22 protein-coding genes and 2 pseudogenes are annotated in these 26,481 nt (G+C 71.1%); 11 read left to right on the top strand and 13 right to left on the bottom strand.

Translation table 11 applies throughout. The annotated features are described in order from the left end of the window. Positions 1-86: 86 nt before the first annotated feature. From ACFQZ6_RS24680 to ACFQZ6_RS24665, 4 genes are all read right to left on the bottom strand, one after another. Positions 87-1,460: a hypothetical protein gene (locus tag ACFQZ6_RS24680; RefSeq protein ID WP_381612580.1), complete on the bottom strand. Its 1,374-nt coding sequence runs from the start codon at positions 1,458-1,460 to the stop codon at positions 87-89. Then, entirely contained in the window at positions 1,450-2,013 is a 564-nt protein-coding gene (locus tag ACFQZ6_RS24675) for a DUF6114 domain-containing protein (protein WP_381612577.1), read from the bottom strand. The genes ACFQZ6_RS24680 and ACFQZ6_RS24675 overlap by 11 nt, the downstream gene beginning before the upstream one ends. Before the next feature lie 152 nt (positions 2,014-2,165). After that, a complete protein-coding gene (locus tag ACFQZ6_RS24670; protein ID WP_381612574.1) occupies positions 2,166-2,810 on the bottom strand; it encodes a DUF6230 family protein in 645 nt (214 codons plus the stop codon). A gap of 614 nt (positions 2,811-3,424) precedes the next feature. Continuing rightward, positions 3,425-4,411, bottom strand: a complete 987-nt coding sequence (locus tag ACFQZ6_RS24665; RefSeq protein WP_381612571.1) for a tetratricopeptide repeat protein — start codon at positions 4,409-4,411, stop codon at positions 3,425-3,427. 274 nt (positions 4,412-4,685) lie between these two features. Between ACFQZ6_RS24665 and ACFQZ6_RS24660 the strand changes: the two genes are divergently transcribed. Further along, positions 4,686-5,315, top strand: a complete 630-nt coding sequence (locus tag ACFQZ6_RS24660; RefSeq protein ID WP_381612568.1) for a TetR/AcrR family transcriptional regulator — start codon at positions 4,686-4,688, stop codon at positions 5,313-5,315. A 114-nt stretch (positions 5,316-5,429) separates the two neighbouring features. On the opposite strand, the pseudogene ACFQZ6_RS24655 reads toward ACFQZ6_RS24660, so the two are convergent. Beyond that, positions 5,430-7,129, bottom strand: a pseudogene (locus ACFQZ6_RS24655) (acyl-CoA mutase large subunit family protein). A 95-nt stretch (positions 7,130-7,224) separates the two neighbouring features. On the opposite strand from ACFQZ6_RS24655, the gene ACFQZ6_RS24650 reads away from it, so the two are divergent. Beyond that, the gene (locus ACFQZ6_RS24650; RefSeq protein ID WP_381612565.1) at positions 7,225-7,566 is read left to right on the top strand and encodes a DUF3817 domain-containing protein; all 342 of its coding nucleotides are present in this window, start codon (positions 7,225-7,227) and stop codon (positions 7,564-7,566) included. Positions 7,567-7,595: 29 nt separating this feature from the next. Here ACFQZ6_RS24650 and ACFQZ6_RS24645 read toward each other — a convergent pair whose 3' ends face one another. Both ACFQZ6_RS24645 and ACFQZ6_RS24640 read right to left on the bottom strand, forming a co-directional pair. Next, complete coding sequence (locus ACFQZ6_RS24645) at positions 7,596-8,072, bottom strand: hypothetical protein (RefSeq protein ID WP_381612562.1); 477 nt, start codon at positions 8,070-8,072, stop codon at positions 7,596-7,598. Positions 8,073-8,228: 156 nt separating this feature from the next. Then, positions 8,229-8,741 carry a MarR family winged helix-turn-helix transcriptional regulator gene (locus ACFQZ6_RS24640; protein ID WP_381612559.1) on the bottom strand — a complete coding sequence of 171 codons (513 nt, stop codon included), beginning with the start codon at positions 8,739-8,741 and terminating at the stop codon, positions 8,229-8,231. Between the two features lie 157 nt (positions 8,742-8,898). Here ACFQZ6_RS24640 and ACFQZ6_RS24635 point away from each other — a divergent pair, with 157 nt between their 5' ends. Then, positions 8,899-9,921 (top strand): glycoside hydrolase family 6 protein, encoded by a 1,023-nt coding sequence (locus ACFQZ6_RS24635; RefSeq protein WP_381612556.1) that lies wholly within the window; start codon positions 8,899-8,901, stop codon positions 9,919-9,921. A gap of 36 nt (positions 9,922-9,957) precedes the next feature. Here the strand turns inward: ACFQZ6_RS24635 and ACFQZ6_RS24630 are convergent, their stop codons facing one another. From ACFQZ6_RS24630 to ACFQZ6_RS24615, 4 genes are all read right to left on the bottom strand, one after another. Further along, positions 9,958-11,913: a galactose oxidase-like domain-containing protein gene (locus ACFQZ6_RS24630; protein WP_381612553.1), complete on the bottom strand. Its 1,956-nt coding sequence runs from the start codon at positions 11,911-11,913 to the stop codon at positions 9,958-9,960. Positions 11,914-11,916: 3 nt separating this feature from the next. Then, positions 11,917-13,749 (bottom strand): glycosyltransferase family 2 protein, encoded by a 1,833-nt coding sequence (locus ACFQZ6_RS24625; protein WP_381612550.1) that lies wholly within the window; start codon positions 13,747-13,749, stop codon positions 11,917-11,919. Between the two features lie 169 nt (positions 13,750-13,918). Next, positions 13,919-14,212 (bottom strand): MTH1187 family thiamine-binding protein, encoded by a 294-nt coding sequence (locus tag ACFQZ6_RS24620; protein WP_381612547.1) that lies wholly within the window; start codon positions 14,210-14,212, stop codon positions 13,919-13,921. Beyond that, the gene (locus tag ACFQZ6_RS24615; protein ID WP_381612544.1) at positions 14,209-14,553 is read right to left on the bottom strand and encodes a DUF3817 domain-containing protein; all 345 of its coding nucleotides are present in this window, start codon (positions 14,551-14,553) and stop codon (positions 14,209-14,211) included. Before ACFQZ6_RS24615 ends, ACFQZ6_RS24620 begins: the two co-directional genes overlap by 4 nt. Positions 14,554-14,731: 178 nt before the next feature. Here ACFQZ6_RS24615 and ACFQZ6_RS24610 point away from each other — a divergent pair. The 4 genes and pseudogenes from ACFQZ6_RS24610 to ACFQZ6_RS24595 all read left to right on the top strand — a co-directional run bounded on the left by ACFQZ6_RS24610 (position 14,732) and on the right by ACFQZ6_RS24595 (position 17,357). Next, a pseudogene (locus tag ACFQZ6_RS24610) lies at positions 14,732-15,363 on the top strand (AIM24 family protein). A gap of 1 nt (position 15,364) precedes the next feature. Next, the gene (locus tag ACFQZ6_RS24605; RefSeq protein ID WP_381612541.1) at positions 15,365-16,015 is read left to right on the top strand and encodes an AIM24 family protein; all 651 of its coding nucleotides are present in this window, start codon (positions 15,365-15,367) and stop codon (positions 16,013-16,015) included. Then, positions 16,012-16,788, top strand: coding sequence for an AIM24 family protein (locus tag ACFQZ6_RS24600; RefSeq protein ID WP_381612538.1), 777 nt, complete (start codon positions 16,012-16,014; stop codon positions 16,786-16,788). Before ACFQZ6_RS24605 ends, ACFQZ6_RS24600 begins: the two co-directional genes overlap by 4 nt. A gap of 92 nt (positions 16,789-16,880) precedes the next feature. Then, complete coding sequence (locus ACFQZ6_RS24595; RefSeq protein WP_381612535.1) at positions 16,881-17,357, top strand: MarR family winged helix-turn-helix transcriptional regulator; 477 nt, start codon at positions 16,881-16,883, stop codon at positions 17,355-17,357. 67 nt (positions 17,358-17,424) lie between these two features. Here ACFQZ6_RS24595 and meaB read toward each other — a convergent pair whose 3' ends face one another. Both meaB and ACFQZ6_RS24585 read right to left on the bottom strand, forming a co-directional pair. After that, the gene (meaB, locus tag ACFQZ6_RS24590) at positions 17,425-18,387 is read right to left on the bottom strand and encodes a methylmalonyl Co-A mutase-associated GTPase MeaB (RefSeq protein WP_381612532.1); all 963 of its coding nucleotides are present in this window, start codon (positions 18,385-18,387) and stop codon (positions 17,425-17,427) included. Positions 18,388-18,455: 68 nt separating this feature from the next. Next, on the bottom strand, positions 18,456-19,661 hold the full coding sequence (locus ACFQZ6_RS24585) for an acetyl-CoA C-acetyltransferase (RefSeq protein ID WP_381612529.1): 1,206 nt from the start codon (positions 19,659-19,661) through the stop codon (positions 18,456-18,458). Between the two features lie 147 nt (positions 19,662-19,808). Here ACFQZ6_RS24585 and mce point away from each other — a divergent pair, with 147 nt between their 5' ends. The 4 genes from mce to ACFQZ6_RS24565 all read left to right on the top strand — a co-directional run bounded on the left by mce (position 19,809) and on the right by ACFQZ6_RS24565 (position 26,481). After that, entirely contained in the window at positions 19,809-20,249 is a 441-nt protein-coding gene (gene mce, locus ACFQZ6_RS24580) for a methylmalonyl-CoA epimerase (RefSeq protein ID WP_381612526.1), read from the top strand. Between the two features lie 209 nt (positions 20,250-20,458). Next, positions 20,459-24,304: a polarized growth protein Scy gene (gene scy, locus ACFQZ6_RS24575; protein ID WP_381612523.1), complete on the top strand. Its 3,846-nt coding sequence runs from the start codon at positions 20,459-20,461 to the stop codon at positions 24,302-24,304. Between the two features lie 183 nt (positions 24,305-24,487). Next, the gene (locus ACFQZ6_RS24570) at positions 24,488-25,423 is read left to right on the top strand and encodes a cellulose-binding protein (protein WP_210924660.1); all 936 of its coding nucleotides are present in this window, start codon (positions 24,488-24,490) and stop codon (positions 25,421-25,423) included. Between the two features lie 86 nt (positions 25,424-25,509). Further along, positions 25,510-26,481 (top strand): ABC transporter ATP-binding protein, encoded by a 972-nt coding sequence (locus tag ACFQZ6_RS24565; RefSeq protein ID WP_381612519.1) that lies wholly within the window; start codon positions 25,510-25,512, stop codon positions 26,479-26,481.

Below are 26,481 nucleotides of genomic sequence, written 5' to 3'. Positions count from 1 at the left end.
GAGGGCGCCCCCGTCCGGTCGGACAGGGGCGCCCTCGGCTGTGTGCGGCTCCCGGATGGGCTCTGGGGGACCGTCCGTCAGCGACGTCAGCCGGTGACGTACTGGTGCAGTCCCGGCACGTGCAGGGTGCCGCCGAACTGACCGGCCTGCACCACCTTCACCTTGGTGAAGTAGATCAGCGGGATGTCCAGCGGCGGCGGGTTCTCCGGGTCGAAGGTGATCGGTATCAGCCCGAGCAGGTTGCCCGAGATGCTCTCCGTGTACATCACCGTGTCGCCGTCGCGGATCGTGGACGTCGAGCCCTCGGCCGCCTGCACGTGGTACGTCTTGCCGGACTGCGCGTCCTTCACCGTCTGGTGCAGGTCACCTATGTCGGTGCCGCCGGATATGACGTACTTCAGCACCTTCTTGACGGTGCCGTTGGCCGTCCTCACCTCGACGATGCCCTCGTACTTGGCGCCCTTCAGCAGCAGCGAGCTGGCGTTCAGGTACCAGGGGTCGTCGGGCAGCGGGACGGTGTTGTCGACGCCGCCCTCCGCGTCCGTGGCGACCGGGCAGTCGTCCAGGTCGGTCGTCTCGCTGGCGGACGGCGACGGCGTGGGGGACGCGGTGGCCTCGCCCGCCGCCTCCTCGACCGCGTCACCGGCGTCCTCGGCGGCGCCGGTGACGTCCTCGGCGGTGTCCTCCACCGCGCCGGTGACCTTCTCGGCGGTGTCCTTGACGGGGCTGGAGGCGTCCTCGCCGTCGTCGGCGGTGCCGGACTCCTCCGTCGTCCCGGTGTCCGCGGGGGCGGACTCGGTGGGCGTCGGGGACGCGGACTCCTCGTCGCCGCCGCCGGTGATGCCGTTGACGACACCGTCGACGACGCCGGTGATGGCGTCCCCGATGCCCTCCAGGACGCCCTTGTCGGTCTCGGAGGCGGACGGTTCGGGCGCGGTGGCCGCGTCGCCGTCCTCCGTGGCCGTACCGGAGGAGCCGCTCCCGGAGGAGCCGGTGCCGGAGGACTGGGCCGCGCCGGTGGGCGACCCGGCGGACTCGGGCTCGGGCTCGGCCCCGTCGTCGGAACCTGAATCCGACGAAGGGGTGTCGCCCCCGTCCGAGGTGTCCTTCGACCCGGTCTCGCTCGCCGACGGCGTCGGCGTCACGGACTCGGTCGCGGACGGTGTCGGTGAGGTCTCCGCGGAGTCGCCCTTCTCGGCGTCCTCCAGGGCCTGTACGCAGTCCTTGTACTCGTCGGCCGTCAGGCTCCGCGGCGCGGGCTGGTCCTCGGCCAGGGCGAGCTTCGGGGTGAAGCCCAGCCCCATCAGGACCGCGGTGGGCATCGCCGCGAGGGCTATCGCCTTCCCCGCGGGCATGTGGAACCTGGTGAACAGCGGCTTCTTGGGTGCCGCGTGGCGCGGCCCGGTTCTCACACGGGACTCGTCCACCTCAGTCCCGTGGGTCACCTCGTCAGCCGGCACTGTGCCTCCCGTTCGCCTCGTTGGCCGGGCTCTTGGACAGGTAGTCGCTCTCCCGCACCTCGTCACGCGCGGTGCCGGTGTCCACGGCCTCGGGGGCGTCGTCCTCCGGTCCCGGCGCGGACGGCTGCGCCGCCTGCGGCTGCTTCGGCACGCCCTCGGCCCAGGACACGGCCATCGCGCCGCCGATGAGGGCGAAGAGGAAGCCGATGACGAAGCCGCCGAAGTTGGACACGGGGATGGAGACCAGCGCCAGCAGGATGGCCGCGACGCCCGCGAAGACCCGGACGTGCTTCTGGAACCAGAGGCTGATCCCGAGGACCACCAGCAGTACGCCGATGATCAGGGAACCGGCGCCCGCGGTGGTCGCCATCGCCAGCGTCAACTGGCCGACCTGGAGGTTCGCGTACGGGAAGTACATGATCGGCACGCCGCCGAGCAGGACGAACAGACCGGCCCAGAACGGCCGTGTACCCCGCCAGTCCCGGAAGTGGCGCCGGAAGACCTTGAGGTAGTGCTCGTCTCGGCCGGGCGCGGCAGGATTCTCGGCGCTCATGGAAAACAGCTCCCTGGAACGGCGTTGCTGTGGTGGAGAGAGGTACTGCGGTTGCCGACGCGCGGGCGCGTCAGCGGAAGTGGGGGATGCCGATGGGGAGAGAGCGGGCGGGGGCGCCGGTGTCAGCGGCTCCCCCGCCCGTCAGCGAGTGCTTAGTAGCACTCCTTGACACCCGTCGACAGCGACATCTTCAGGCCGCTGAGCTTGAAGGTTCCGGCGGTGGTCGCCCACGCCGTCTGCTTCACGTTCTTCAGGGTCACCGAGTCGGCCTGCTGCGCGAAGCCGTACGGGTTGGCCTGCTTGTTGGCCACCTCGCCCGACTTCATGCCCGGACCCTTGTTGGCGTCCTTGGCGGCCACGCCGATGTCGATGCCCCGGAACGTCGCGTCGGCCTCGAGCTGGGCGACGTCGATGTACAGGTTCTCGGCCTTGACCGGGGTCTCACCCTCGCCCGCCCGCAGGATCAGGCTGACGTTCCCGAACACCGGGACGTTCGGGGTGACGACGGACTGACACAGGCTCTGGATGGTCGCGCTCTTGAAGCCAGAGACCGCGACGGGGTGCAGAGTCTTGTCACCGGTGAGCGTGTAGCCCTCGTCCATGGCCCCGTACTGCACGAAGCCTTCGCCGTCGAGCTGCTTGGTCGTGACCTTGAAGGACTGACCGGAGACGCTGAACGACGCTGCGAGAGCGCCCTGTGCCAGGGCGACGCCTATTGCTGCCGTGGCGGCGACGCTGGGCACCATGACCACAGCGAACCGCTTCCATCTGGTCCCACCACGCACCTGGGACTGCATATTTCCTCCTTCTCGGACGTACATCTCCTGTCCTGACCGACCCCCGGAAGGCGGCCCGGCCGGGCAGGGATGGGAGAAGTGCTCCGTCCTCGGGAAGGAGAGCGCCCGCGCTCGGTGGCGCGAACCGCGCCCGAATCACCGGCGATCACCCCCGAGCGACAACCACTGGTCGCGCCTGACACGCATCACGCACAACCTTGCCGGACAGGCTTCGCCACGCGGCGAAGACCCCCCTGTCCAAGAGCCGGTGCCACCGGGCCCCGGCTCTGCTCGGTGGGGACCCTGGAAGACCCGCGCCCCGATTGGCTGTCGGGGAGAGGGGAACGGACCGAGCGTGGCCGATCGTGGTGCATTCTCGCCGCGCGCACAAGGGGGTTCGTTACTCGCTAGTAACGGACGGATAACCGCCCCACGACGCAGACGACCCGACCGGCGACGCTGGGTGTCCTGAGGGGGGAGGACAAAACATTTGATCGATGGACAGAATCCGACAGAACCCCGGCCTCGACTTACTTGAAGTAACAGCGGCCGCGATTACCAAGTTTTGGCAAAGCGCGGCCGCTTTGAGGCCCCGTCGACCGGTTCCGTCACTCGGACACCGTCATGACGACGCCCTAGAACAGCGCCCTCGCGAGCGCCCGGCGGGCGGCGGCCACCCGGGGGTCGTCCGCCCCGATGACCTCGAACAGCTCCAGCAGCCGCACCCGTACGGCGTCCCGCTCCTCGCCCGCGGTCCGCCTGACGGTGTCGATGAGCCGCCCGAAGGCGTCCTCGACGTGCCCGCCGACCAGGTCCAGGTCGGCGGCGGCGATCTGCGCCGCGGCGTCACCGGGCCGCTCGGCGGCCTCCTTGCGCACCCTCTGCGGGTCCAGGTCCTGCACCCGGCGCAGCAACTCGGCCTGCGCCAGGCCCAGTTTGGCCTCCGGGTGGGCCGGGTCGTCGGAGAGCACGTTCTGGTACGCGCGGATGGCGCCGTCCAGGTCCCCGGCGTCCAGCGCCTCGGCGGCGGCGTTCAACGCGGACTCGTGCGGACCGGCGGGGACCTCGGGTGCCTGCTCGGCACCGGCACCGCCGCCGCCCGGCTCGGCGTCCGGGTCGACGACCAGACCGGTCAGCCCGAAGCGCTGCTCGGCGACCGACACCAACTGGTCCAGCGTCTGCCGGATCTGGGCCTCGCCCGCGGCACCCTGGAAGAGGGGCAGCGCCTGCCCCGCCACGACGGCGAAGACGGCCGGGATCCCCTGGATCCCGAACTGCTGCATCAGCATCTGGTTGGCGTCGACGTCGATCTTGGCGAGGAGGAAGCGCCCGTTGTACTCGACGGCCAGCCGCTCAAGGACGGGGCTGAGCTGCTTGCAGGGCTGACACCACTCGGCCCAGAAGTCGAGGACGACGGGGACCTCGGCGGAGCGCTGGAGGACGTCACGCTCGAAGGTGGCCTCGTCGACGTCGATGACGAGGTCGGCCGGGGAGATCGCCCCGCCCCCGCCCTGCCGGGCCGCTTCGGCGCGCGCCTGCTCGGCCTTGGCCTTGGCCTCCTGGGCCGCCTTCACCGCGGCGAGGTCGACGACGCCGCTCATGGACATGTTCCGTGGCTGCATACGCCTATCCTCCCCCGTTCCCGCGCATGAGTGAAAAACGCCGTGAAATCCGGTCCGGCGGCACGGCCGGACCGGTACTGACTCGCGGTACTGCGTGGCGCCGGGTCCCCACCCCACGCCGTGTGGTTGCCGCCCGCGGGCACCGCACGCGGACTGCTTTCGCTACGGGTCGTAGCGTATTACGGACAGGCGTACGACGCACAGGGGTCGCCGGTGAGATGGCTCACTCGCGACCCCTCACGCCTCCTCGCCGAGGGCCGGTTATGGTCGGGAAATGCCCACCCCCGCCGCCCCCGCCGGACGTGCCGGACGTCCGCGCAGCGCCGCCGCGGACGCCGCCATCCTGGCCGCGACGCGGGCGGCACTGGTCGAACTGGGCTGGTCCAAGCTGACGCTGGGCGATGTCGCGACGCGGGCCGGGGTCGCCAAGACGACCCTCTACCGGCGCTGGCCCGGGAAGAACGAACTCGTCGTGGACGCGGTGGCCGAACTCTTCGACGAACTGCGCCTGCCGGACCGGGGGACGCTGGCGGCGGACATCGAGGGCGTGGTCCTCCAGTTCGCCGCGATCCTGGCCCGCCCGGAGGCGCGCAGCGGCCTGATGGCCGTCGTCGCGGAGTCCACCCGCGACGACGCCCTGCGCGAGCGCATCCGCGCGTCGATCGTCGACCGCCAGAAGCGCCTCGTCCTGGAGGGCCGCGCCCGCGCCCAGGCCCGCGGCGAACTCCCCCCGGAGTCCGACCCGGTGGAGTCCTCCCGCGCCGTCGACCTCATCTTCGACATGGTCGCGGGCGCGGTGGTCCACCGCTGCCTGATCAGCGCGGGCCCGGTGGACGAGACGTGGGTACGCGGCTTCACGGAGGTACTGATCTCGGGGCTGGCGGGGGCGGGCGGACGCCGTTAGCCACCGCAGCCGCCATAGCTGCGGGCAGTCGTGCCGCTGGGGCGGCACGGGTGGGCGCAGCGGCACCCGTTAGCGCCGGGCCGCGCACACCCACCCCGCTCCCTCCAGGGCGTGTCAGAAGCCCGCGGGCTCGGTGTAGACGCCCCACTCCTCCCGCAGCACCCCGCAGATCTCCCCGAGCGTGGCCTCCGCCCGCACCGCGTCCAGCATCGGCTCGATCATGTTCCCCCCGCTCCGCGCCGCGGCGATCATCACGTCCAGCGCGGCCCGCACGGCGGCGTCGTCCCGCTCGCCCCGCCGCTCCCCGAGCACCCGCTTCTGCTCCCGCTCCACCTCATGGCTGACCCGCAGTATCTCCAGGTCCCCGGTGACGGAGCCGGTGTGGGCGTTGACGCCGACCACCCGCTTGTCACCCTTCTCCAGGGCCTGCTGGTACCGGAACGCGGACTCCGCGATCTCCCCGGTGAACCACCCGTCCTCGATCCCCCGCAGGATGCCGGAGGTGATCGGCCCGATGGGGTGCCGCCCGTCGGGGTGCGCCCGCAGCCCCCGCTCCTTGATCTGCTCGAAGATCTTCTCCGCGTCCGCCTCGATCCGGTCGGTGAGCTGCTCGACGTACCAGGACCCGCCCAGCGGGTCGGCGACGTTGGCGACCCCGGTCTCCTCCATGAGCACCTGCTGCGTACGGAGCGCGATCTCCGCCGCCTGCTCGGAGGGCAGCGCGAGGGTCTCGTCGAGGGCGTTGGTGTGCAGCGAGTTCGTCCCGCCGAGGACGGCGGCCAGCGCCTCCACCGCCGTACGGACGACGTTGTTGTACGGCTGCTGGGCGGTCAGCGAGACGCCCGCGGTCTGGGTGTGGAAGCGGAGCCACTGCGCCTTGTCGGTCTGGGCGCCGTACACGTCCCGCATCCAGCGCGCCCAGATGCGGCGGGCGGCGCGGAACTTGGCGATCTCCTCGAAGAAGTCGACGTGGGCGTCGAAGAAGAAGGAGAGTCCGGGCGCGAAGACGTCGACGTCGAGCCCGCGGGAGAGCCCCAGCTCGACGTACCCGAAGCCGTCCGCGAGGGTGTACGCCAGCTCCTGCGCCGCCGTCGAACCGGCCTCGCGGATGTGGTAGCCGGAGACGGAGAGCGGCTTGTAGGCGGGGATGCGCTCGGCGCAGTACTCCATGAGGTCGCCGATGAGGCGCAGGTGCGGCTCGGGCCGGAAGAGCCACTCCTTCTGGGCGATGTACTCCTTGAAGATGTCCGTCTGGAGCGTGCCGTTGAGGACGGCCGGGTCGACGCCCTGCCGCTCGGCGGCGACGAGGTACATGCAGAAGACCGGTACGGCCGGTCCGCTGATCGTCATCGAGGTGGTGACGTCCCCGAGGGGGATGTCACGGAACAGCACGTCCATGTCGGCGGCGGAGTCGATGGCCACCCCGCAGTGCCCGACCTCACCGAGCGAGCGCGGGTCGTCGGAGTCGCGGCCCATCAGCGTCGGCATGTCGAAGGCGACGGAGAGCCCGCCACCGCCGTTGCGCAGGATCATCTTGTAGCGCTCGTTGGTCTGCTCGGCGTTGCCGAACCCGGCGAACTGCCGGATGGTCCACGTGCGCCCCCGGTAGCCGGTCGGGTACAGCCCGCGCGTGAACGGGTACTCCCCCGGCCACCCGATCCGCTCGAACCCCTCGTAGACGTCCCCGGCCGCGGCCCGTACACCGGCTCCACGGGATCCCCGGACAGCGTGGTGAAATCCGCGTCGCGCTTCCGCGCACCGTCATACCGGGCCTGCCACCGCCGGCGGCCTTCCTCAATCGCGTCAGCGTCCATGCTTTCGAATTTACTAGGACGTCCTAATAAATGACAGCGGGGCTGGTCAGGACGCGCTCGCGGAACGCTGGAGAGCACCCGTTACGCTCGACGCCATGAAGAAGAGCGTCCTGACCCGCTACCGGGTGATGGCCTACGTCACCGCGGTGCTGCTGATCCTGCTGACGGTCGGCGTGATCGGAAAGCGCCTGCTGCACCTGGACGGCTTCGACGGCTTCACCACCGCCGTCGGCATCGCCCACGGCTGGCTCTACGTCGTCTACCTGGTCTTCGCCTTCGACCTCGGGAGCAAGGCGAAGCTGCCGGTGGGGCGCCTGGTGTGGCTCCTCCTCGCGGGCACCATCCCGACCGCCGCGTTCTTCGTGGAGCGCCAGGTGAGCCGGGAGGTCCAGCCGCTCCTCGAGAAGGAGACCGACGCCAGTCCCGCCGCGGCCTGACGCGTCCCCGCGTCAGGGCAGCTCGCCGGTCACCTGGTGATGTAGTGGCACTGCACGCCCCGCAACTTGCCGTTGACGTAGAACTTCGCGCACGCCTTGCCGTACTTCGGCAGCGTCTGCGGAGCCACCTTCCGCAGCGGGTTCCCGATGCACTCGTGGTGCGTCGCCCCACGTGACGTGCGGTACGTCCTGTTGTCGCTGTCCGCGTAGGCGAAGTCGATGCGCCAGTTGCAGAACTGGGTGAAGGTGACCGCCAGCCCCGCGCAGTCCACACCGGCGAACTGCGTGGTGATCCGCTTGCCGGAGCCCTTGATGGTGTGCGTCAGGAAGCAGCCCGTAGGCACCCGCACGTTGGCTCCGCGCAGGTCGTAGTCGAAGGTCCCGAGGGGCGTGGTCCCCGTCGCGCTGGCATGACCGGGCCCGGCGCCGCCGAGGACCCCGAGGGCGGTCAACGCCGCCGTACAGACGACGGCCGCCAGGCCACGGACACGCTGCGCAGTACTCACGGGACTCCCTCACCATCACTCAACATCCGGACGTCGATCATCCGGATAGTGAACGGGTCACATAATCCCAGCAGGAACCGGCCGTCCCGGCGCTCAGGGCCCGCAGCGGGCGAGAACCACCGTGAAGTGGGAAGAGGCGTTCCGGCTTGACGGCTGTCAGCCCTCGTCCTCGAAGTCCCGCGCCGCCACCCGCAGCGGGCGCAGCATGGCGAAGATCTCCTGGCATTCCTCCGCGTCGTACGCGCTCAGGCCGAAGTTCATGGTCATCAGGTCGCGGGTGGCGGCGTCGACGACCTCGCGGCCCTTGTCGGTGATGGAGGCGAGGGTGCCGCGGCCGTCGTTGGGGTTGGGGCGCTTGGCGACCAGGCCGGAGCGGACCAGGCGGTCGACGGTGTTCGTGACCGACGTCGGGTGGACCATCAGGCGTTCGCCGATCTTGGACATCGGCAGCTCGCCCGCCTTGGAGAAGGTGAGCAGCACGAGCGCCTCGTACCGCGCGAACGTCAGGCCGTACGGCTTGACCACCGCGTCGACCTCGGCGAGCAGGATCTGCTGGGCCCGCATGATCGAGGTGATCGCGGCCATGGCCGGAACGCTGCCCCAGCGCTGTTTCCAGAGTTCGTCGGCGCGGGCGATGGGATCGAACGGGAGGCTGAGCGGCTTCGGCACGTCACCAGACCTTACCGGCCGGTCATATGTCGGTCAGCCCTGTCTCGCGTTTCGGTCAGCGGGTGGGTTGGGGTGTTGTGTCACGATTGGTGATTGATTGTTGGCGTTTCGTCATCCATAGCTCGTCGCGTCCACTGCCCCGCCCCAAGGGAGCGTCATGCCCCGCGTCATGCCCCGCGTGCCCCGGCTGATCCACACCCTCGCGGCCCTCTGTGCCCTCTCCCTCCTCGCGGGCTGCTCGTCCTCCTCCGACGTCGACGAGGCGTCCGTCGCCGGGGCCGCCTCCAAGGGGGAGCCCGCCGCGGCCGACTCCCCCTTCTGGGTCGAGCCGGACAGTCCCGCCGTACGGCAGGTACGGCAGTGGCAGCGCCAGGGCCGCGCCGCGGACGCCGCCCTCCTCAACCGCATCGCCCAGCGGCCCGCCGCCCTCTGGCCCGCCGGGGAGATCGACCCCGCCCCGCTCGTCGGCGCCGCCGTCGCGGGGGCCCGGCGCAGCGGGCGCACGGTGGTGTTCGCGGCGTACAACATCCCGCACCGCGACTGCGGCCAGCACTCCGCGGGCGGCGCCGCGAGCGCGGGCGCCTACCGGCAGTGGATCGGCAGGTTCGCCGACGCCATCGGTGACGCCAGGGCCCTGGTGGTGCTGGAGCCCGACGCGGTCGCGCACATCGTCGACGGGTGCACCCCGGGCGAACTGCACGCCGAGCGCGAGCAGTTGCTCAGTGAGGCGATCCAGCGGCTCAAGGCGCAGCCCCACACCCAGGTCTACCTGGACGCCGGGAACCCCGACTGGATCCGGGAGCCGTCCAAGCTCGTCGAGCCGCTGCGGCGGGCCGGGATCGCCCAGGCCGACGGCTTCGCGCTCAACGTCTCCAACTTCCAGACCAACGACACGACGACGGCGTACGGGCTGCGGCTCTCCGAGGCGCTCGGCGGCAAGCACTTCGTCGTCGACACCAGCCGCAACGGCAAGGGCCCGCTGCCCGGTGTCTGGTGCAACCCGCCGGGGCGGGCGCTCGGCACCGCGCCGACCACCGACACCGGGCTGCCCGCCGTGGACGCCTACCTGTGGATCAAGCGGCCCGGCGAGTCGGACGGCCCGTGCCAGGGCGGGCCCGCGGCGGGGCGGTGGTGGGCGGAGTACGCCTTGGGCCTCGCCCGGAACGCGTCGGGGAGCTGAGGGCCCCCGTCAGCGTCGCCGGGCTGACGGTCCCCGTCACGTCACCTGCAGCCACTTCGCCTCCGACGGGGTGCCCTTGCCGTCCGTCACGAACAGCATGTACCAGCCCGGCGGCACCAGCGTGCGGTCCTTGGGCACCTCCACCGTGACCGACCTGCCCTTCTTGGACACGGTCAGTTCGATCGAGCGCTGCTCGACGTCCGTGGTGTGCGTGACCGCGCTGGGGCGCATCAGCCGGGCCTTCGCCACCCGTTCGGGGTGGTTCGTGCGGTACGTCACCCGGTGGTCGGCGGGCAGCTTCCGCGGGCCGTCCTGGAGCGCGGGGCGCGCCGCGGCGTTCTTGTGCAGCGCGGGGGGCGTGAAGATCTCCATGCGCTGCTCGAAGTGGCCGAGCTTGGTGTTCTGCTGGTCGTCGAAGAGCGGGTCCGAGCCGAACGTGACGACCCTGCCGTCCGGCAGCAGCAGCGCCTCGGAGTGGTAGTTGCGGCCCACCGTGGGCGCGGCGGCCTCCTGGAAGGCGTTGGCCTTCGGGTCGTAGAACTGCGCCTTGAGGACGTTGCTCGCGCTGCGGCCCCGGTAGTCGACCGAGCCGTTGGTGGTGAAGACCCGGTCGTCCGGCATGATCACGCTGTTGAGGTAGCGGGTGCCCTGGGGGAGGTCGGGGCCGTCCTCGAAGACGGGGTTGTCCTTCTTCAGGTCGACGACCGCCGTGCGCGCCGTGGACTTCTTCGACTCGCCGACGCCCCCGCCGCCCAGCAGCATCACCTTCTGGTCCTGCGCCGGCGGCAGCAGGACCGATGACGCGGTCTCCGTCTGGTCGGCGTCCCTCAGGCCCGGGACGCGCTGGAAGGTGTTGGTCCTCAGGTCCCACAGGCCCGGGACGCGGCCCTTGTCGGCGGGGCCGTAGCCCGCGTTCGCGGCGGGGTAGAACAGCTTGCCGCCCTTGGTGAGGAAGAGGGCGGGGTAGGTGGGGAAGTACCGCTTGGGGCCCGGCGTCCACTTCTTCGTCTCCGGGTCGTAGTACTCGTTGTCGCCCGGGTCGATCATGCCCACGTCGTCCAGGCCGGACACCGCGAGGACGCGGCCGTCGGGCAGGCCGACCAGGGTCGGGTACCAGCGGGCCTTGTCCATCGGCTCGACGGGCACGTACTTCTCCGCCACCGGGTCGAACTCGTAGGCGGCGCGGATGCCCTGGTAGTCCTGCTTGTCCAGGGTGATCTTCTCGGAGAGGCCGTAGGTGTTGGCCGCGTCCTTGCCCTTCAGGCCGACGATCTCGTACTGCGCCTGCCGCTGGGTGACGGAGAGGGGGCCCTCCTCCACCGCCTCCACGAACACCCGCGCCTCGCTCGCGGTGACCTTGGTGCGCCAGGGCTGCATCTCGCCGCGGCTGTTGTACGTGACCCGGAAGCCGCGTTTGGCCTTCGGGACGGTGACGTCGAACTTCGTCTCGTACTCGACGCCCGCCGGGGAGCGGAAGCGGGTGCCCTTCTTGAGGAAGACCGCCTTGTCCGGGTTCTCGTTCTTGACCCGCATCCCGCCGCCCGCGCGGGTCACCTCGCCGTCGAGGAGTTCGTAGCGCGCGGTGCCGCCCGCGACCAGGAGGCGGCCGTCGGGGAGTTGGGCGTGGCCCGCGCAGAAGAAGTCCTCGGGGGTCCTGATCTTCTTGAAGGTGTTCTTCTCCGGGTCCCAGAGGACGGTCTCGAACTCGCCCTTGTCGAACTTGCGCTGCTCGTTGCCGGAGCCCGCGACGATCAGCACCTTGCCGGTGTGCAGGAGGGCGGCGTGGATGGCGTTGGTGCGGTACTCCTCCGGGATGTCGACCCGGGCCCAGGAGCCGTAGCGGGCCTTGTAGCCGGGCTGGGAGATCTTGTAGGCGTGGTACTTGTCGCCCGCGAAGTCCAGCGCGGCGGGGGCGTTGAGGCTGGCCAGGATGGCGACGCCGCCGATGCCGAGGACGGTCTTCTTGGTCTTCTTCGAGGGGCGGTAGGCCATGGCCTAGTTACCTCCTGTGGTGGTGCTGGAGACCGGGGCCGAGAGCGGGGTGGGGGCCGGTTTGACGATGGGGGGCGGAGGCGCGGAGGGGGCGGGGCCGGGGGGTGCCTGCTGGACCTGCGGGGGCTGATGGACCGGCTGGACCTGCTCGGCCTGCTCGGCCTGGGCTTGGGTGTGGCGGGTGAGGAGCCAGACCGTGGGCGGGGCCAGGGAGATCAGCAGGGCCAGGGTCGCCCAGGTGCGCATCGCCGCGTGGGTGTGGCCGAAGGCGACGGACGCGGCGAGGGAGGCGGCGAGGAGGGCCGCCCAGGCCAGGTGGATGCGGAAGGTGAGCAGCCGGTCGGGGCTGGCGTCGCCGCCCTTGGGGGTGACGACGAAGCGGCTGGGGCGGCGCAGGGCCGCCTCCGCGAGGGACTTGAGGTAGATCGGGGCGGAGAGGGCGGACATCGCCATGCCCGCGAGGCCGCCGGAGCCCTCCGGTTCGTGCGGGGAGACGTTGTGGCGGCGGTTCCAGAGGTAGAGGCCGACCTGGAGGGCCGCGGCGTCGCTGTAGAGCATCAGCCAGACGGAGGCGGCGACCTGGGTGCCGGAGGCGCCGAACCAGAGGAAGAGGAAGCAGGACAGGATGCCGAGCAGCCAGTTCACGGCCGTCATCGGGTAGTAGACGAGCATCAGGGTGTAGGAGAGGAGACGGCCCGGGGGCATCCGGAACGGGGCCTTCCAGTACTGCTTGATGATCGTCTCGTAGGTGCCGCGGGACCAGCGGAGCTGCTGGGTGAAGAAGTCCGTCCAGGAGGCCGGGCCCTCGCCGACGGCGAGCACGTCGGGGGTGTAGACCGAGCGCCAGTGGTTGCCGGTACGGGGGTTGCGGGTGCGGTGCAGTTCGAAGCCGGTGGCCATGTCCTCGGTGATGGAGTCGTACAGGCCGCGGATCTGCTTGACGGCGGCGATGCGTACGACGTTGTTGGTGCCGACGAACATGGGGGCGCGGTAGCGGTTGCCCGCGCGCTGGATCAGGGCGTGGAAGAGGAACTGCTGGGACTCGGCGGCCTTGGTGACGGGGTTGTGGTAGTTGCCGTAGACCTGGGGGCCGACGACGAAGGCGACGTCCGGGTCGCGGAAGTAACCCATCATCCGGGTGAGGAAGTCGGGGAGCGGCACGTGGTCGGTGTCGACGGAGGCGAAGAAGTCGTACGCGTCGCCGTGCATCGCGATCCACGCGTTGTAGTTGCCGTGCTTGGTGCGCGCCTTGTGGACGCCGGTGGGGCGGTTCCACTCGGGGACGCCGTGGCGGGTGAAGTGGCGTACGCCGAGTTCGGCGCAGAGGGCCTTGGCGGCGGGGTCGTCGCCCTCGTCGAGGAGCCAGACGTCCAGCGGGCCGGTGTGCTCGATCCGGGTGGCGCCCTCCAGGGTGGCCCGGACCATGGCGAGGGGTTCCTTGCCGGGGACGTACGTGGTGAGGAAGGCGACGCGGGTGCCCGGCTCGGGCGTCACGGGGACGGGGTCGCGGGCGACCATGGTGGCGTGGGCGACGGAGACGACGTTGACGAGCATGAACAGCTCGATGCACCCGATGGCCACCAGCATGGTGGTGTCCAGGCCGACGAGCCAGCGTTCGCCGCCCTCGCGCTCGACCCAGTGGGTCGGCCAGACCAGGTAGACGAGCAGCGCGCCGGTGAGGATCGGCGCGAGGGACATCAGGAGGACGGCTCGTATTCGGCGGGGCTCCTGGGAGAGCAGTGACGTGTACCCCACCCGGTACGGCTCGCCGGACGGCTCGGTGAGCGGTCCGGCGAGCTGGCTGTGGGTGTCGTAGTCGTAGCCCTCCGGCCGCACAGCGCCCTCCAGTGGTTGATCGAACGAGTCGATACCGCCACGAAAGTGCACTTTTGAGGGCGTGTCGAACTGGGCGCGTCCAGGTGGGTGTGGCCGCGAGCGCTACGCCCGCCCGGCCGCGGGCCGTCGTACGCCGTGGCCCGTCACGTGGACAGTGCCGCGTGGCCCGTCACGGGGACAGGTGGCGTTCCACCGTCTCCACCTTGGAGGTGAGTCCGTCCGTCACGCCGGGGCGGATGTCCGCCTTGAGGACGAGGGAGACGCGGGGCGCGCGTGCCTCGACCGCGGCGACCGCGCGGCGGACGACGTCCATGACCTCGTCCCACGAGCCCTCCACGGACGTGAACATCGCGTCCGTGCGGTTGGGCAGCCCGGACTCCCGGACCACCTGGACCGCGTCCGCCACGTACTCCCCCACGTCCTCGCCGACCCCCAGCGGCGTCACGGAGAAGGCGACGATCACGCGTTCACGATCCCTTCCTTGCGGGCGCGGGAGGCGATGACCGCGCTCTCGGCCTCACGGCGCAGCCGCCGGTCGGCGAAGAAGCCGCCGGTGGGCAGGACGGAGAGGACGAAGTAGAGCGCGGCGGTCCCGAGGGGCCACTTCGCGCGGTTCCAGGCGTCCGCCCAGAAGATCACGTAGATGACGAAGAGGAGCCCGTGGATCGCGCCCATCACGGGCACCGCGTTGAAGTCCGTGGTGCGCTTGAGCACCGAGCAGACCAGCAGCAGGAGGAAGGACACGGCCTCGGGGGTCGAGACCAGGCGGAGCCTGCGGAGGGCGGAGGCGGTCTTGAGGTCCACGGGTCACCTTCGGGGTGGGAGGAGAGTCTCGGCGATGCCTTGTGAAGGGGTGCACAAAGGTTCGTTCATTGTGGCAAACGCCCCCGGGACGGTGCCCCTAGGGGGGTGGTCAGGGCGGAGACAGGGTCGTGGGCCCTGTTGGCGGGGGGTCCGCTGGGGCTACCGTCACAACGTGGCGATGTTCCGACTTCAGGGCAGCAAGGTGCTGGCCGTCGAGATGACCGGTGACGCCGTGAAGGCGAAGAACGGCTCGATGGTGGCGTACGACGGCCAGATGGCGTTCAAGAAGATGAGCGGGGGCGGGGAAGGGCTACGGGGGATGGTGACCCGGCGGCTCACGGGTGAGCAGATGACGGTGATGGAGGTGAAGGGGCACGGCACGTGCTGGTTCGCGGACCGCGCCTCGGAGATCAACCTGGTCAGCCTCCAGGGGGACAAGCTGTACGTCGAGTCGAGCAACCTGCTCGCCGCCGACGCCGGGCTGCGCACGGGCACCGAGTTCACGGGGCTGCGCGGCGCCTCACAGGGCAACGGGCTGTTCACGACGACCGTCGAGGGACACGGGCAGGCGGCGATCATGTCGGACGGCCCGGCGGTGGTGCTGCGGGTCAGCGCCCAGTACCCGCTGACCGTGGACCCGGGGGCGTACGTGGCGCACCAGGGGAACCTGCGGCAGTCCTTCCAGTCGGGTGTGACGTTCCGCACCCTGCTGGGCGAGGGCGGCGGCGAGCCTTCCAGATGCGGTTCGAGGGGGACGGGCTGGTCTACGTCCAGCCCAGCGAGCGGAACACGATCGCGGGGGATGTGTGAGATGGCGTTCCGTGAGATCAACTCGAAGATGATCGAGGCGACCGTCGTCCCGGGGCAGCGGCTGTTCAGCCAGCGCGGCGCGATGCTCGCCTACAAGGGCGAGGTGTCGTTCACGCCCAACATGCAGGGCGGCCAGGGCGGCGTGATGTCCATGATCGGGCGGCGGGTGGCCAACGAGGACACCCCGCTGATGACCGTGGAGGGCAGCGGCACCGTGTTGTTCGGGCACGGCGGGCACCACATCGAGGTGATCAACCTCAGCGGCGACACCCTGTACGTGGAGGCGGACCGGCTGCTCGCCTTCGAGGGCACGCTCCAGCAGGGGACGATGTTCATGGGCTCGCAGGGCGGGGTCATGGGCATGGTCCGGGGGCAGGTGACCGGGCAGGGGCTGTTCACCACCACCCTGAAGGGGCAGGGCGCCGTCGCGGTGATGGCGCACGGGGGCGTGTTCGAGGTGCCGATCACCCCGCAGCGGCCGGTCCACGTGGACCCGCAGGCGTACGTCGCGCACTACGGCGACGTACGCAACAAGCTCTCCACCGCGCTGGGCTGGCGCGACATGGTGGGGCGCGGGTCGGGCGAGGCGTTCCAGCTCGAACTGAGCGGGAGCGGTTCGGTGTTCGTGCAGGCGTCCGAGGAGAAGCTGTGACACCCGTGATCCATGACCCGGCCAGCCTGCCGGTCGACGACAACGTGAACTCGTACACCTTCTGTGTGGAGCTGAAGGGGAGCCAGTGGTTCCTGCAGAAGGGGAAGATGATCGCCTACTACGGGTCGATCGAGTTCAACGGCATCGGGCACGGGCGGCTGGACCGGCTCGTGCGGACTTCCTTCCATTCGCCGTTGCACGCGAGCGACTGGGTGGTGGCCGAGGGCTCGGGCAAGATGCTCCTCGCTGACCGGGCCTTCGATGTGAACTCGTACGACCTGGAGGACGGCAACCTGACCATTCGCTCGGGCAATCTGCTCGCTTTTCAGCCAAGTCTCGCGCTGAAGCAGTCGATCGTGCCGGGCTTTCTGACGCTGATCGGAACCGGCAAGTTCGTGGCCGCATCCAACGGGCCGGTGGTGTTCATGGAACCCCCGATCCGGGTGGACCCGCAGGCGCTCGTCGGCTGGGCCGACTGCCCGTCCCCGTGCCATCACTACGACCACGGGTACATGACGGGTGTGATGGGCGGTCTACGTGCGCTGACGGGCCTGGGCGGGGCGTCCGGAGAGGAGCATCAGTTCGAGTTCGTCGGGGCGGGCACCGTACTGCTCCAGTCGACGGAGACGTTGATGGCCGAGCAGTCCGTCGGGGCGACTCCGCAGCAGGCGGGGGTGCCGGGCGGAGGGCCCGGCGGAGGGCATGGATCGCAGCCGGGGACACCGCGCCTTCCCGGACAGCTGGGGGACCTCCAGCGTCGCTTCGGGCTGTGAGCGGTAGTCTGCGGAGTGTGACATCGAACGCGTGCGCACTGTCACACCACCCTCATTAGTTCGCCTTTCAACCTCTTAGGTAGACTTCATTCATGGAGACCGAGACGGCCACGCGCTGGCTGACCGATGCGGAGCAGTGTGCCTGGCGCACTCATCTGGAGGTCAACAGACTGTTGACCTACCAGCTCGAAAAGGACCTCCAGCCGTTCGGCCTGACGATGAACGACTACGAGATCCTGGTGAATCTCTCCGAGTCGGAGGACCTGCGGATGCGGATGAGCGACCTCGCCTCCGCCACCCTCCAGTCCAAGAGCCGCCTCTCCCACCAGATCACCCGTATGGAGAACGCGAATCTGGTCCGCCGGGAGAACTGCGAGTCCGACCGGCGCGGGCTCTACGCCGTGCTCACCGAGCACGGCATGGAGACGATGAAGAAGGTGGCGCCCCATCATGTGGCGTCGGTGCGCAGGCACTTCATCGATCTGCTCAACCCGGACGCCCTCAGCCAGCTCGACAAGGCCCTCAAGCCCATCGCCGAGCACCTGCGGGGCCAGCGCGGCAGGCCCTGACCCGAGGGCCCTGACCGATCGGCGGGCGGAGCGCGCGCAGCGCTCCGCCCGCCGGGCTCGCCCGCCCCTACGCCCCCGACTCCGTCAGTCCCGCCACCAGTTCGTCCGCCGCCCGGTACGGGTCCAGCTCCCCCGCCACGATCCGTTCCGCCAGGGTGCTCAGGCGGCGGTCGCCGTGCAGGTCGCCGATGCGTTCGCGCAGGGCCGTGACGGCGATGGTCTCCACCTCGCGGGCGGCGCGGGCGCGGCGGCGCTCGGTGAGGACGCCGTGCTCCTCCATCCACGCGCGGTGCTTCTCCAGCGCCTCCACGACCTCGTCGACGCCCTCGGCGCGGGCGGCGACCGTCTTGACGATCGGCGGGCGCCAGTCGCCGGGGGCGCGGGCCTCGCCCAGGCCGAGCATGTGGTTCAGCTCGCGGGCGGTGGCGTCGGCGCCGTCGCGGTCGGCCTTGTTGACGACGTAGACGTCACCGATCTCCAGGATGCCCGCCTTGGCGGCCTGGATGCCGTCGCCCATGCCGGGGGCGAGCAGGACGACGGAGGTGTCGGCCTGGGAGGCGATCTCCACCTCCGACTGGCCGACGCCGACCGTCTCGACGAGGATCACGTCGCAGCCCGCCGCGTCCAGGACGCGGATCGCCTGCGGCGCCGCCCAGGCGAGGCCGCCCAAGTGGCCCCGGGTCGCCATGGAGCGGATGTAGACGCCGGGGTCGGAGGCGTGCTCCGACATCCGGACCCGGTCCCCGAGCAGCGCGCCGCCCGAGAACGGCGACGACGGGTCGACGGCCAGGACGCCGACCCGCCTGCCCTGCTTGCGGTACGCCGTCACCAGCGCCGACGTGGAGGTGGACTTGCCGACGCCGGGCGAACCGGTCAGGCCGACGACATAGGCGTTGCCCGTCAGCGGGGCCAGTGTCGCCATGACCTCCCTGAGCTGCGGGGACGCCCCCTCCACCAGGGAGATCAGCCGGGCCACGGCCCGTGGCCGACCCTCCCTGGCCTGGGCCACCAGCGTGGAGACGTCCTGCATCACAGCTCCGTTCACGAGGTCACGAGTTCATCACGAGAGGGTCTACAGCGAGGCGGCCGGGACGGCGCTCACGCCTTGGGTACCCGGACGATCAGCGCGTCACCCTGACCGCCGCCGCCGCACAGCGCCGCCGCGCCCACGCCACCGCCGCGCCGCTTCAGCTCCAGGGCGAGGTGGAGCACCAGCCGGGCGCCGGACATGCCGATCGGGTGTCCGAGGGCGATCGCGCCGCCGTTCACGTTCACCTTTTCCGTGGACACGCCGAGGTCCTTCATTGACTGCGCGGCGACCGCGGCGAACGCCTCGTTGATCTCGATGAGGTCGAGGTCGGAGACGTCCAGGCCCTCCTTCTTCAGGGCGTGCAGGATCGCGTTCGACGGCTGCGACTGGAGGCTGTTGTCGGGGCCCGCGACATTGCCGTGGGCGCCGATCTCGGCGATCCAGTCCAGGCCCAGCTCCAGCGCCTTGGTCTTGCTCATCACGACCACGGCGGCGGCACCGTCGGAGATCTGCGAGGAGGTGCCCGCGGTGATCGTGCCGTCCTTGGTGAAGGCCGGGCGCAGCCTGCCGAGGGACTCGGCGGTGGTGTCGGCGCGGATGCCCTCGTCCTGGCTGAACAGGACCGGGTCGCCCTTGCGCTGCGGGATCTCCACCGGGGTGATCTCGGCCTCGAAGGTGCCGTTCTTCTGGGCGGCGGCGGCGCGCTGGTGGGAGAGCGCGGCGATCTCGTCCTGCTCGGCGCGGGTGAGGCCGAGGCGGGCGTTGTGCCTCTCGGTGGACTCGCCCATGGGGATGTTCTCCCAGGGGTCGGTCAGCCCGTCGTACGCCATGGCGTCGAGCATCTGCACCGCGCCGTACTTGACGCCCTCGCGGGACTTCGGCAGCAGGTGCGGGGCGTTGGTCATGGACTCCTGGCCGCCCGCGACGACGATCTCGAATTCGCCCGCGCGAATGAGCTGGTCGGCGAGCGCGATGGCGTCGAGGCCGGAGAGGCACACCTTGTTGACGGTGAGTGCCGGCACGTTCATCGGGATGCCCGCCTTGACGGCGGCCTGGCGCGCCGGGATCTGCCCTGCCCCGGCCGTGAGCACCTGCCCCATGATGACGTACTGCACCTGGTCGCCACCGATCCCCGCACGGTCGAGGGCGGCCTTGATCGCGAAGCCGCCGAGGTCGGCTCCGGAGAAGGACTTCAGCGAGCCGAGCAGCCGCCCCATCGGGGTGCGGGCACCCGCGACGATGACGGACGTCGTGCCGTTCGTTGCAGAAGACATGAGCTGCGATCCCCTTACCGGCTGCACAGCCGAGGAGTGAACGAGGGTTTACTTCGAATGTACTGATGGCACTCCGTGCCGTCACCGGGCCGTCGGTGTGATCGCTGGCACGTTGCGTAACCACCCCGACAGCGCTGCACTGAATCCATGCTGACGCGAATCGACCACATCGGAATCGCCTGCCACGACCTCGACGCGACCGTCGAGTTCTACCGGGCGACGTACGGCTTCGAGGTGTTCCACACCGAGGTCAACGAGGAGCAGGGCGTGCGCGAGGCCATGCTCAAGATCAACGATACGTCGGACGGCGGCGCCTCCTACCTCCAGTTGCTGGAGCCGACCCGCGAGGACTCCACGGTCGCGAAGTGGCTGGCCAAGAACGGCGAGGGGGTGCACCACATCGCCTTCGGTACGGCGGATGTGGACGCCGACGCCGACGCCATCAGGGAGAAGGGCGTACGCGTCCTGTACGACGAGCCCCGGCGCGGTTCCATGGGGTCCCGGATCACCTTCCTGCACCCCAAGGACTGCCACGGCGTTCTCACGGAACTGGTCACTTCGGCGCCGGTTGAGTCACCTGAGCACTGATGCTCGTACATAAGGGCCGGTAGGGTTGGGTGCGGTCGCCGCCCACCCAGCGGTGGCCGCATTCCGGGGTCCGGGTTTCGGGGGACGAGCGCCGGGGCAACAGCCCGTGCTCCGCCGTTGATCTGACACCATTCCCCGGGGGCCCCGTTCGGCGGATGGACGGTGCTCGTTGGAGAGACCTGCGACCAGGGGACGGATGGGACCGCGCAGTGCGGGGCTACGAGAGCCAGGAGCGAGAGCCGGCGGCTGACGTCGACCACCTCACTCGGTTCGAAGCCGAGATGAAGCGGCTGAAGACCGAGCGGGAAAAGGCGATCCAGCACGCCGAGGACCTCGGCTACCAGGTCGAGGTGCTGCGGGCCAAGCTGCACGAGGCGCGCCGCACCCTGATGACCCGGCCTGCCTACGACAGCGCCGACATCGGCTACCAGGCCGAGCAGCTCCTGCGCAACGCGCAGATGCAGGCCGACCAGATCCGCGCCGACGCCGAGCGCGAGCTGAGCCAGGCCAGGGCGCAGACCCAGCGCATCCTCCAGGAGCACGCCGAGCAGGCCGCCCGCCTCCAGGCCGAGCTGCACCAGGAGGCGGTGGCCCGGCGCCAGCAGCTCGACCAGGAGCTGGCCGAGCGGCGGCAGACCGTCGAGTCGCACGTCAACGAGAACGTGGCGTGGGCCGAGCAGTTGCGGGCCCGCACCGAGTCGCAGGCGCGGCGCCTGCTGGACGAGTCGCGGGCCGAGGCCGAGCAGGCGATGGCGGCGGCGCGGGCGGAGGCCGAGCGGCTGACCGCCGAGGCGCGCCAGCGCCTCCAGAGCGAGGCGGAGGCCGCGCGCGCGGAGGCCGAGCAGTTGCTGCGGCGGGCCCGCGCCGACGCCGAGCGGCTGCTGAACGCGGCCTCCACGCAGGCGCAGGAGGCCACCGACCACGCCGAGCAGTTGCGCAGTACGACGGCGTCCGAGTCGGACGCCGCGCGCCGTCAGGCGCAGGAGCTGAGCCGGGCCGCCGAGCAGCGGATGGCGGCGGCCGAGGAGGCGCTGCGCAAGGCGCAGTCCGAGGCGGAGAAGCTGGTCACCGAGGCCAAGGAGGCCGCGAGCAAGGCCCTCTCCAGCGCCGAGGCCGCCAACGAGACGCGCACCCGCACGGCGAAGGAGCAGGTCGCCCGGCTGGTCTCGGAGGCCACCAAGGAGGCCGAGACCACCAAGGCCGAGGCCGAGCAGCTCATCGCCGACGCCCGCGCGGAGGCCGAGAAGATCGTCGCGGAGGCCGCCGAGAAGGCCCGTACGATCACCGCCGAGGAGACCGCCAGCCAGCTCGCCAAGACGGCCAGGACCGCCGAGGACGTGCTGAACAAGGCGTCCGAGGACGCCAAGAAGACCACCAAGGCCGCCGCCGAGGAGGCCGAGCGGATCCGCAGCGAGGCGGAGGCCGAGGCGGACCGGCTGCGCGCCGAGGCGCACGACATCGCCGAGCAGCTCAAGGGCGCCGCGAAGGACGACACCGCGGAGTACCGCGCCAAGACCGTCGAACTCCAGGAGGAGGCCCGGCGGCTGCGCGGCGAGGCCGAGCAGTTGCGCGCCGACGCGGTCGGCGAGGGCGAGAAGATCCGCGCCGAGGCCCGCAAGGAGGCCGTGGCGCAGATCGAGGAGGCCGCGAAGACCGCCGAGGAGCTGCTCGCCAAGGCGAAGGCGGACGCCGACGAGCTGCGGCAGGCCGCGACCACGGACAGCGAGAAGGTCCGCACCGAGGCCATCGAGCGGGCGACGGCGCTGCGCCGTCAGGCCGAGGAGACCCTGGAGCGCACCCGCGCCGAGGCCGAGCGGCACCGCGCCGAGGCCGCCGAGCAGGCCGAGGGCATCACCGCGGATGCCGAGCGGGCCGCGCGTGAGCTGCGCGAGGAGGCCGAGCAGGCCGTCGAGGCGCGGCGCGCGGAGGCGGCCGAGGAGCTGACCCGGCTGCACACCGAGGCCGAGGAGCGGCTCGCCGCCGCCGAGCAGGCGCTGAGCGACGCCCGCGAGGAGGCGGCGCGGATCCGCCGGGAGGCCGCCGAGGAGACGGAGCGGCTGCGCACCGAGGCCGCCGAGCGCATCCGGGCGCTCCAGCAGCAGGCCGAGACCGAGGCCGAGCGGCTGCGCGACGAGGCCGCCGCGGACGCGTCCGCCTCCCGCGCGGAGGGCGAGGCCGTCGCCGTACGGCTGCGTTCGGAGGCGGCGGCGGAGGCCGAGCGGCTGAAGTCGGAGGCCCAGGACAGCGCCGACCGGGTGCGGGCGGAGGCGCAGGCCGCCGCTGAGCGGCTGGCGACGGAGGCGTCGGAGACGCTGGCCGCCGCGCAGGAGGAGGCCGCCCGGCGCCGCCGGGAGGCGGAGGAGCTGCTGGGCGCGGCCCGGCAGGAGGCCGACCAGGAGCGGCAGCGGGCCCGCGAGCAGAGCGAGGAGCTGCTGGCGTCGGCGCGCAAGCGCGTGGAGGACGCCCAGGCCGAGGCCGTACGGCTGGTCGAGGAGGCGGACCGGCGGGCCACCGAGATGGTGTCGGCGGCCGAACAGCACGCCCAGCAGGTACGGGACTCCGTGGCCGGGCTGCACGAGCAGGCGCAGGACGAGATCCAGGGCCTCAGGTCGGCCGCCGAGCACGCGGCGGAGCGCACCCGACGGGAGGCCGAGGAGGAGGCGGACCGGGTCCGCGCCGACGCCTACGCCGAGCGGGAGCGCGCCAGCGAGGACGCGGGCCGGGTGCGGCGGGAGGCGAGCGAGGAGGCCGAGGCCGCGAAGGCGCTCGCCGAGCGGACGATGGCGGAGGCGGTCGCCGAGGCGGAGCGGCTGCGGTCGGACGCCTCCGAGCACGCCCAGCGGGTGCGCACCGAGGCGTCGGACACCATCGCGCGGGCCGAGCAGGACGCGGCACGCACGCGTGCGGACGCCCGGGAGGACGCCAACCGCATCCGTTCGGACGCGGCGACCCAGGTGGACACCCTCATCACGGAGGCCCGCGCCGAGGCCGAGCGGCTGACGACGGACACGGCGGCGGAGACCGAGCGGCTGCGCGCCGAGGCGCAGGCCCGCGCGGAGAAGCTGGTCGGGGACGCCACCGACGAGGCGGAGCGGCTGCGCGCCGAGGCCGCCGAGACGGTCGGCTCCGCGCGCCAGCACGCCGAGCGGACGCGCGCTGAGGCCGAGCGGGTCAGGGCGGCGGCGGCCGACGAGGCGGAGCGGCTGACGTCGGCGGCGCGCGCGGAGGCCGAGCGGACCCTGGACGAGGCGCGGCGGGACGCCAACAAGCGGCGTTCGGAGGCGGCCGAGCAGGTCGACAAGCTGATCACGGAGACCACCGCCGAGGCGGACAAGCTGCTCACCGAGGCACAGGAGCAGGCGCAGAAGACGACCGCGGACGCGGAGGCGCAGGCCGACACCATGGTGGGCGCGGCCCGCACCGAGGCCGAGCGGCTGGTCGCCGAGGCCACCGTCGAGGGCAACACGCTGGTGGAGAAGGCCCGTACGGACGCGGACGAGCTGCTGGTCGGCGCCCGCCGGGACGCCACCGCGATCCGGGAGCGCGCGGAGGAGCTGCGCGCCCGGATCACCGGCGAGATCGAGGAGCTGCACGAGCGGGCCCGCCGGGAGGCGGCGGAGACGATGAAGTCGACCGGCGACCGCTGCGACGCGCTGATCAAGGCCGCCGAGGAGCAGCTTGCCAAGGCCCAGGCGAAGGCGAAGGAGCTGGTGTCGGAGGCCAACTCCGAGGCGGGCAAGGTCCGCATCGCCGCGGTGAAGAAGGCCGAGGGCCTGCTGAAGGAGGCCGAGCAGAAGAAGGCCACCCTCGTCCGGGAGGCCGAGGAGCTGAAGGCCGAGGCGATCCGCGAGGCGAAGCGCACGGTCGAGGAGGGCAAGCGGGAGCTGGAGGTGCTGGTGCGCCGCCGCGAGGACATCAACGCGGAGATCTCCCGTGTCCAGGACGTGCTGGAGGCGTTGGAGTCCTTTGAGGCCCCGCCCGCGCCCAAGGACGGTGTGAAGGCGGGCGCGACGGTGGGCGCCCCACGATCGGGTGGCAAGTCGTCGGACGGCTAGCGTCGAGGTCCGATTCCGGTGTTTTATGGAGCATTTGACCGACTCTTTGGCAAGCGATCCGCGGCCCAGCCACCCAAAAGGGGTGTCATTCTCCAGATCAAACACGTATCCGCTCGATGACACGCCGTTCTGACCCCTAGGATTCCACCTATCACCTCACCGGTCTCATTCGACAGGAACCCCATGAGCGACACTTCCCCCTACGGCTTCGAGCTTGTGCGGCGTGGATACGACCGCGCTCAGGTGGACGAACGTATCTCCAAGCTCGTCTCCGACCGTGACAGCGCTCTCGCCCGCATCACCGCTCTGGAGAAGCGCATCGAGGAACTGCACCTCGAAACGCAGAACGCCCAGGCCCAGGTGACCGACGCCGAGCCGTCGTACGCCGGTCTCGGCGCTCGGGTCGAGAAGATCCTGCGCCTGGCCGAGGAAGAGGCCAAGGACCTGCGCGAGGAGGCCCGCCGCGCGGCCGAGCAGCACCGCGAGCTGGCCGAGTCGGCCGCCCAGCAGGTGCGCAACGACGCCGAGTCGTTCGCCGCCGAGCGCAAGGCCAAGGCGGAGGACGAGGGCGTCCGCATCGTCGAGAAGGCCAAGTCCGACGCCTCCCAGCTCCGTGCCGAGGCGCAGAAGGACGCGCAGTCCAAGCGCGAGGAGGCCGACGCGCTCTTCGAGGAGACCCGCGCCAAGGCCGCGCAGGCCGCCGCCGACTTCGAGACCAACCTCGCCAAGCGCCGCGAGCAGTCCGAGCGTGACCTGGCGTCGCGTCAGGCCAAGGCCGAGAAGCGCCTCGCCGAGATCGAGCACCGCGCCGAGCAGCTCCGCCTGGAGGCGGAGAAGCTGCGCACCGACGCCGAGCGCCGGGCCCGCCAGACGGTGGAGACCGCGCAGCGCCAGGCCGAGGACATCGTGGCCGACGCCAACGCCAAGGCCGACCGCATCCGTTCGGAGTCCGAGCGCGAGCTGGCCGCCCTCACCAACCGCCGCGACTCCATCAACGCCCAGCTCACGAACGTGCGCGAGATGCTCGCCACGCTCACGGGCGCCGCGGTGGCCGCCGCCGGTACCCCGGCCGAGGACGAGCCGATCTCCCGTGGGGTGCCCGCCCAGCAGTCCCGGTAACCAGCCCGGGTACGGCTGACGAACACCTGCGAAGCCCTCTGTCACTGCGGTGGCAGAGGGCTTTGTCCCGTTCTAGCGTGGGCCGCATGATCGAGCTGGCGGGGCTGACCAAGCGGTACGGCGAGAAGGTGGCCGTCAACAACCTCACCTTCACCGTCCGGCCGGGCATCATCACGGGGTTCCTCGGCCCCAACGGCGCGGGCAAGTCCACCACCATGCGGATGATCCTCGGCCTGGACCACCCCACCGCCGGTGACGTCCGCATCGACGGCAGGCACTACGACGAGCTGCGCGACCCGCTGACGTACATCGGCGCCCTGCTGGACGCCAAGGCGGTGCACGGGGGCCGCAGCGCCTACCACCACCTCCTCTGTCTGGCGCAGAGCAACGGCATCCCCCGGCAGCGGGTGCGGGAGGTGCTGGACACCGTGGGTCTGACGGCGGTCGCGCGGAAGAAGGCCAAGGGGTTCTCCCTCGGCATGGGGCAGCGGCTCGGCATCGCGGGCGCGCTGCTCGGGGACCCGCGCATCCTGATGTTCGACGAGCCGGTCAACGGACTCGACCCCGAGGGCATCCACTGGATCCGCAACCTGATGAAATCGCTGGCCGCGCAGGGCCGCACCGTCTTCGTCTCCTCCCACCTGATGAGCGAGATGGCGCTGACCGCCGACCACCTGGTGGTGATCGGGCAGGGACGGCTGCTCGCCGACACCTCCATGGCGGACTTCATCGCCGCCAACTCACACAGCTACGTGCGGGTGCGCAGCCCGCAGCGCGAGCGGCTGCTCGACGTGCTGCACGGCGCCGGGATCACCGTCGTGGAGGCCGGTGGCGGCAGCCTGGAGGTGGACGGCGACAAGGCCGAGCTGATCGGTGAGCTGGCCGCCCAGCACCACCTGGTCCTGCACGAGCTGAGCCCGCAGCGGGCCTCGCTGGAGGAGGCGTTCATGCGGCTGACGGCGGAGTCGGTGGAGTACCACGCGCACGACGGGACGCCCGCCGCCGCCGAGCAGCCGCAGGCGCGGGCGCAGTGGGGCGAGGACTGGAGGAGGGGCTGA

This window comes from Streptomyces flavalbus, from assembly GCF_042674625.1.
Classification (GTDB): domain Bacteria; phylum Actinomycetota; class Actinomycetes; order Streptomycetales; family Streptomycetaceae; genus Streptomyces; species Streptomyces flavalbus.
Note: the sequence above shows the minus strand (reverse complement) of the source record. Positions and strands in the feature narration are given on the sequence as shown.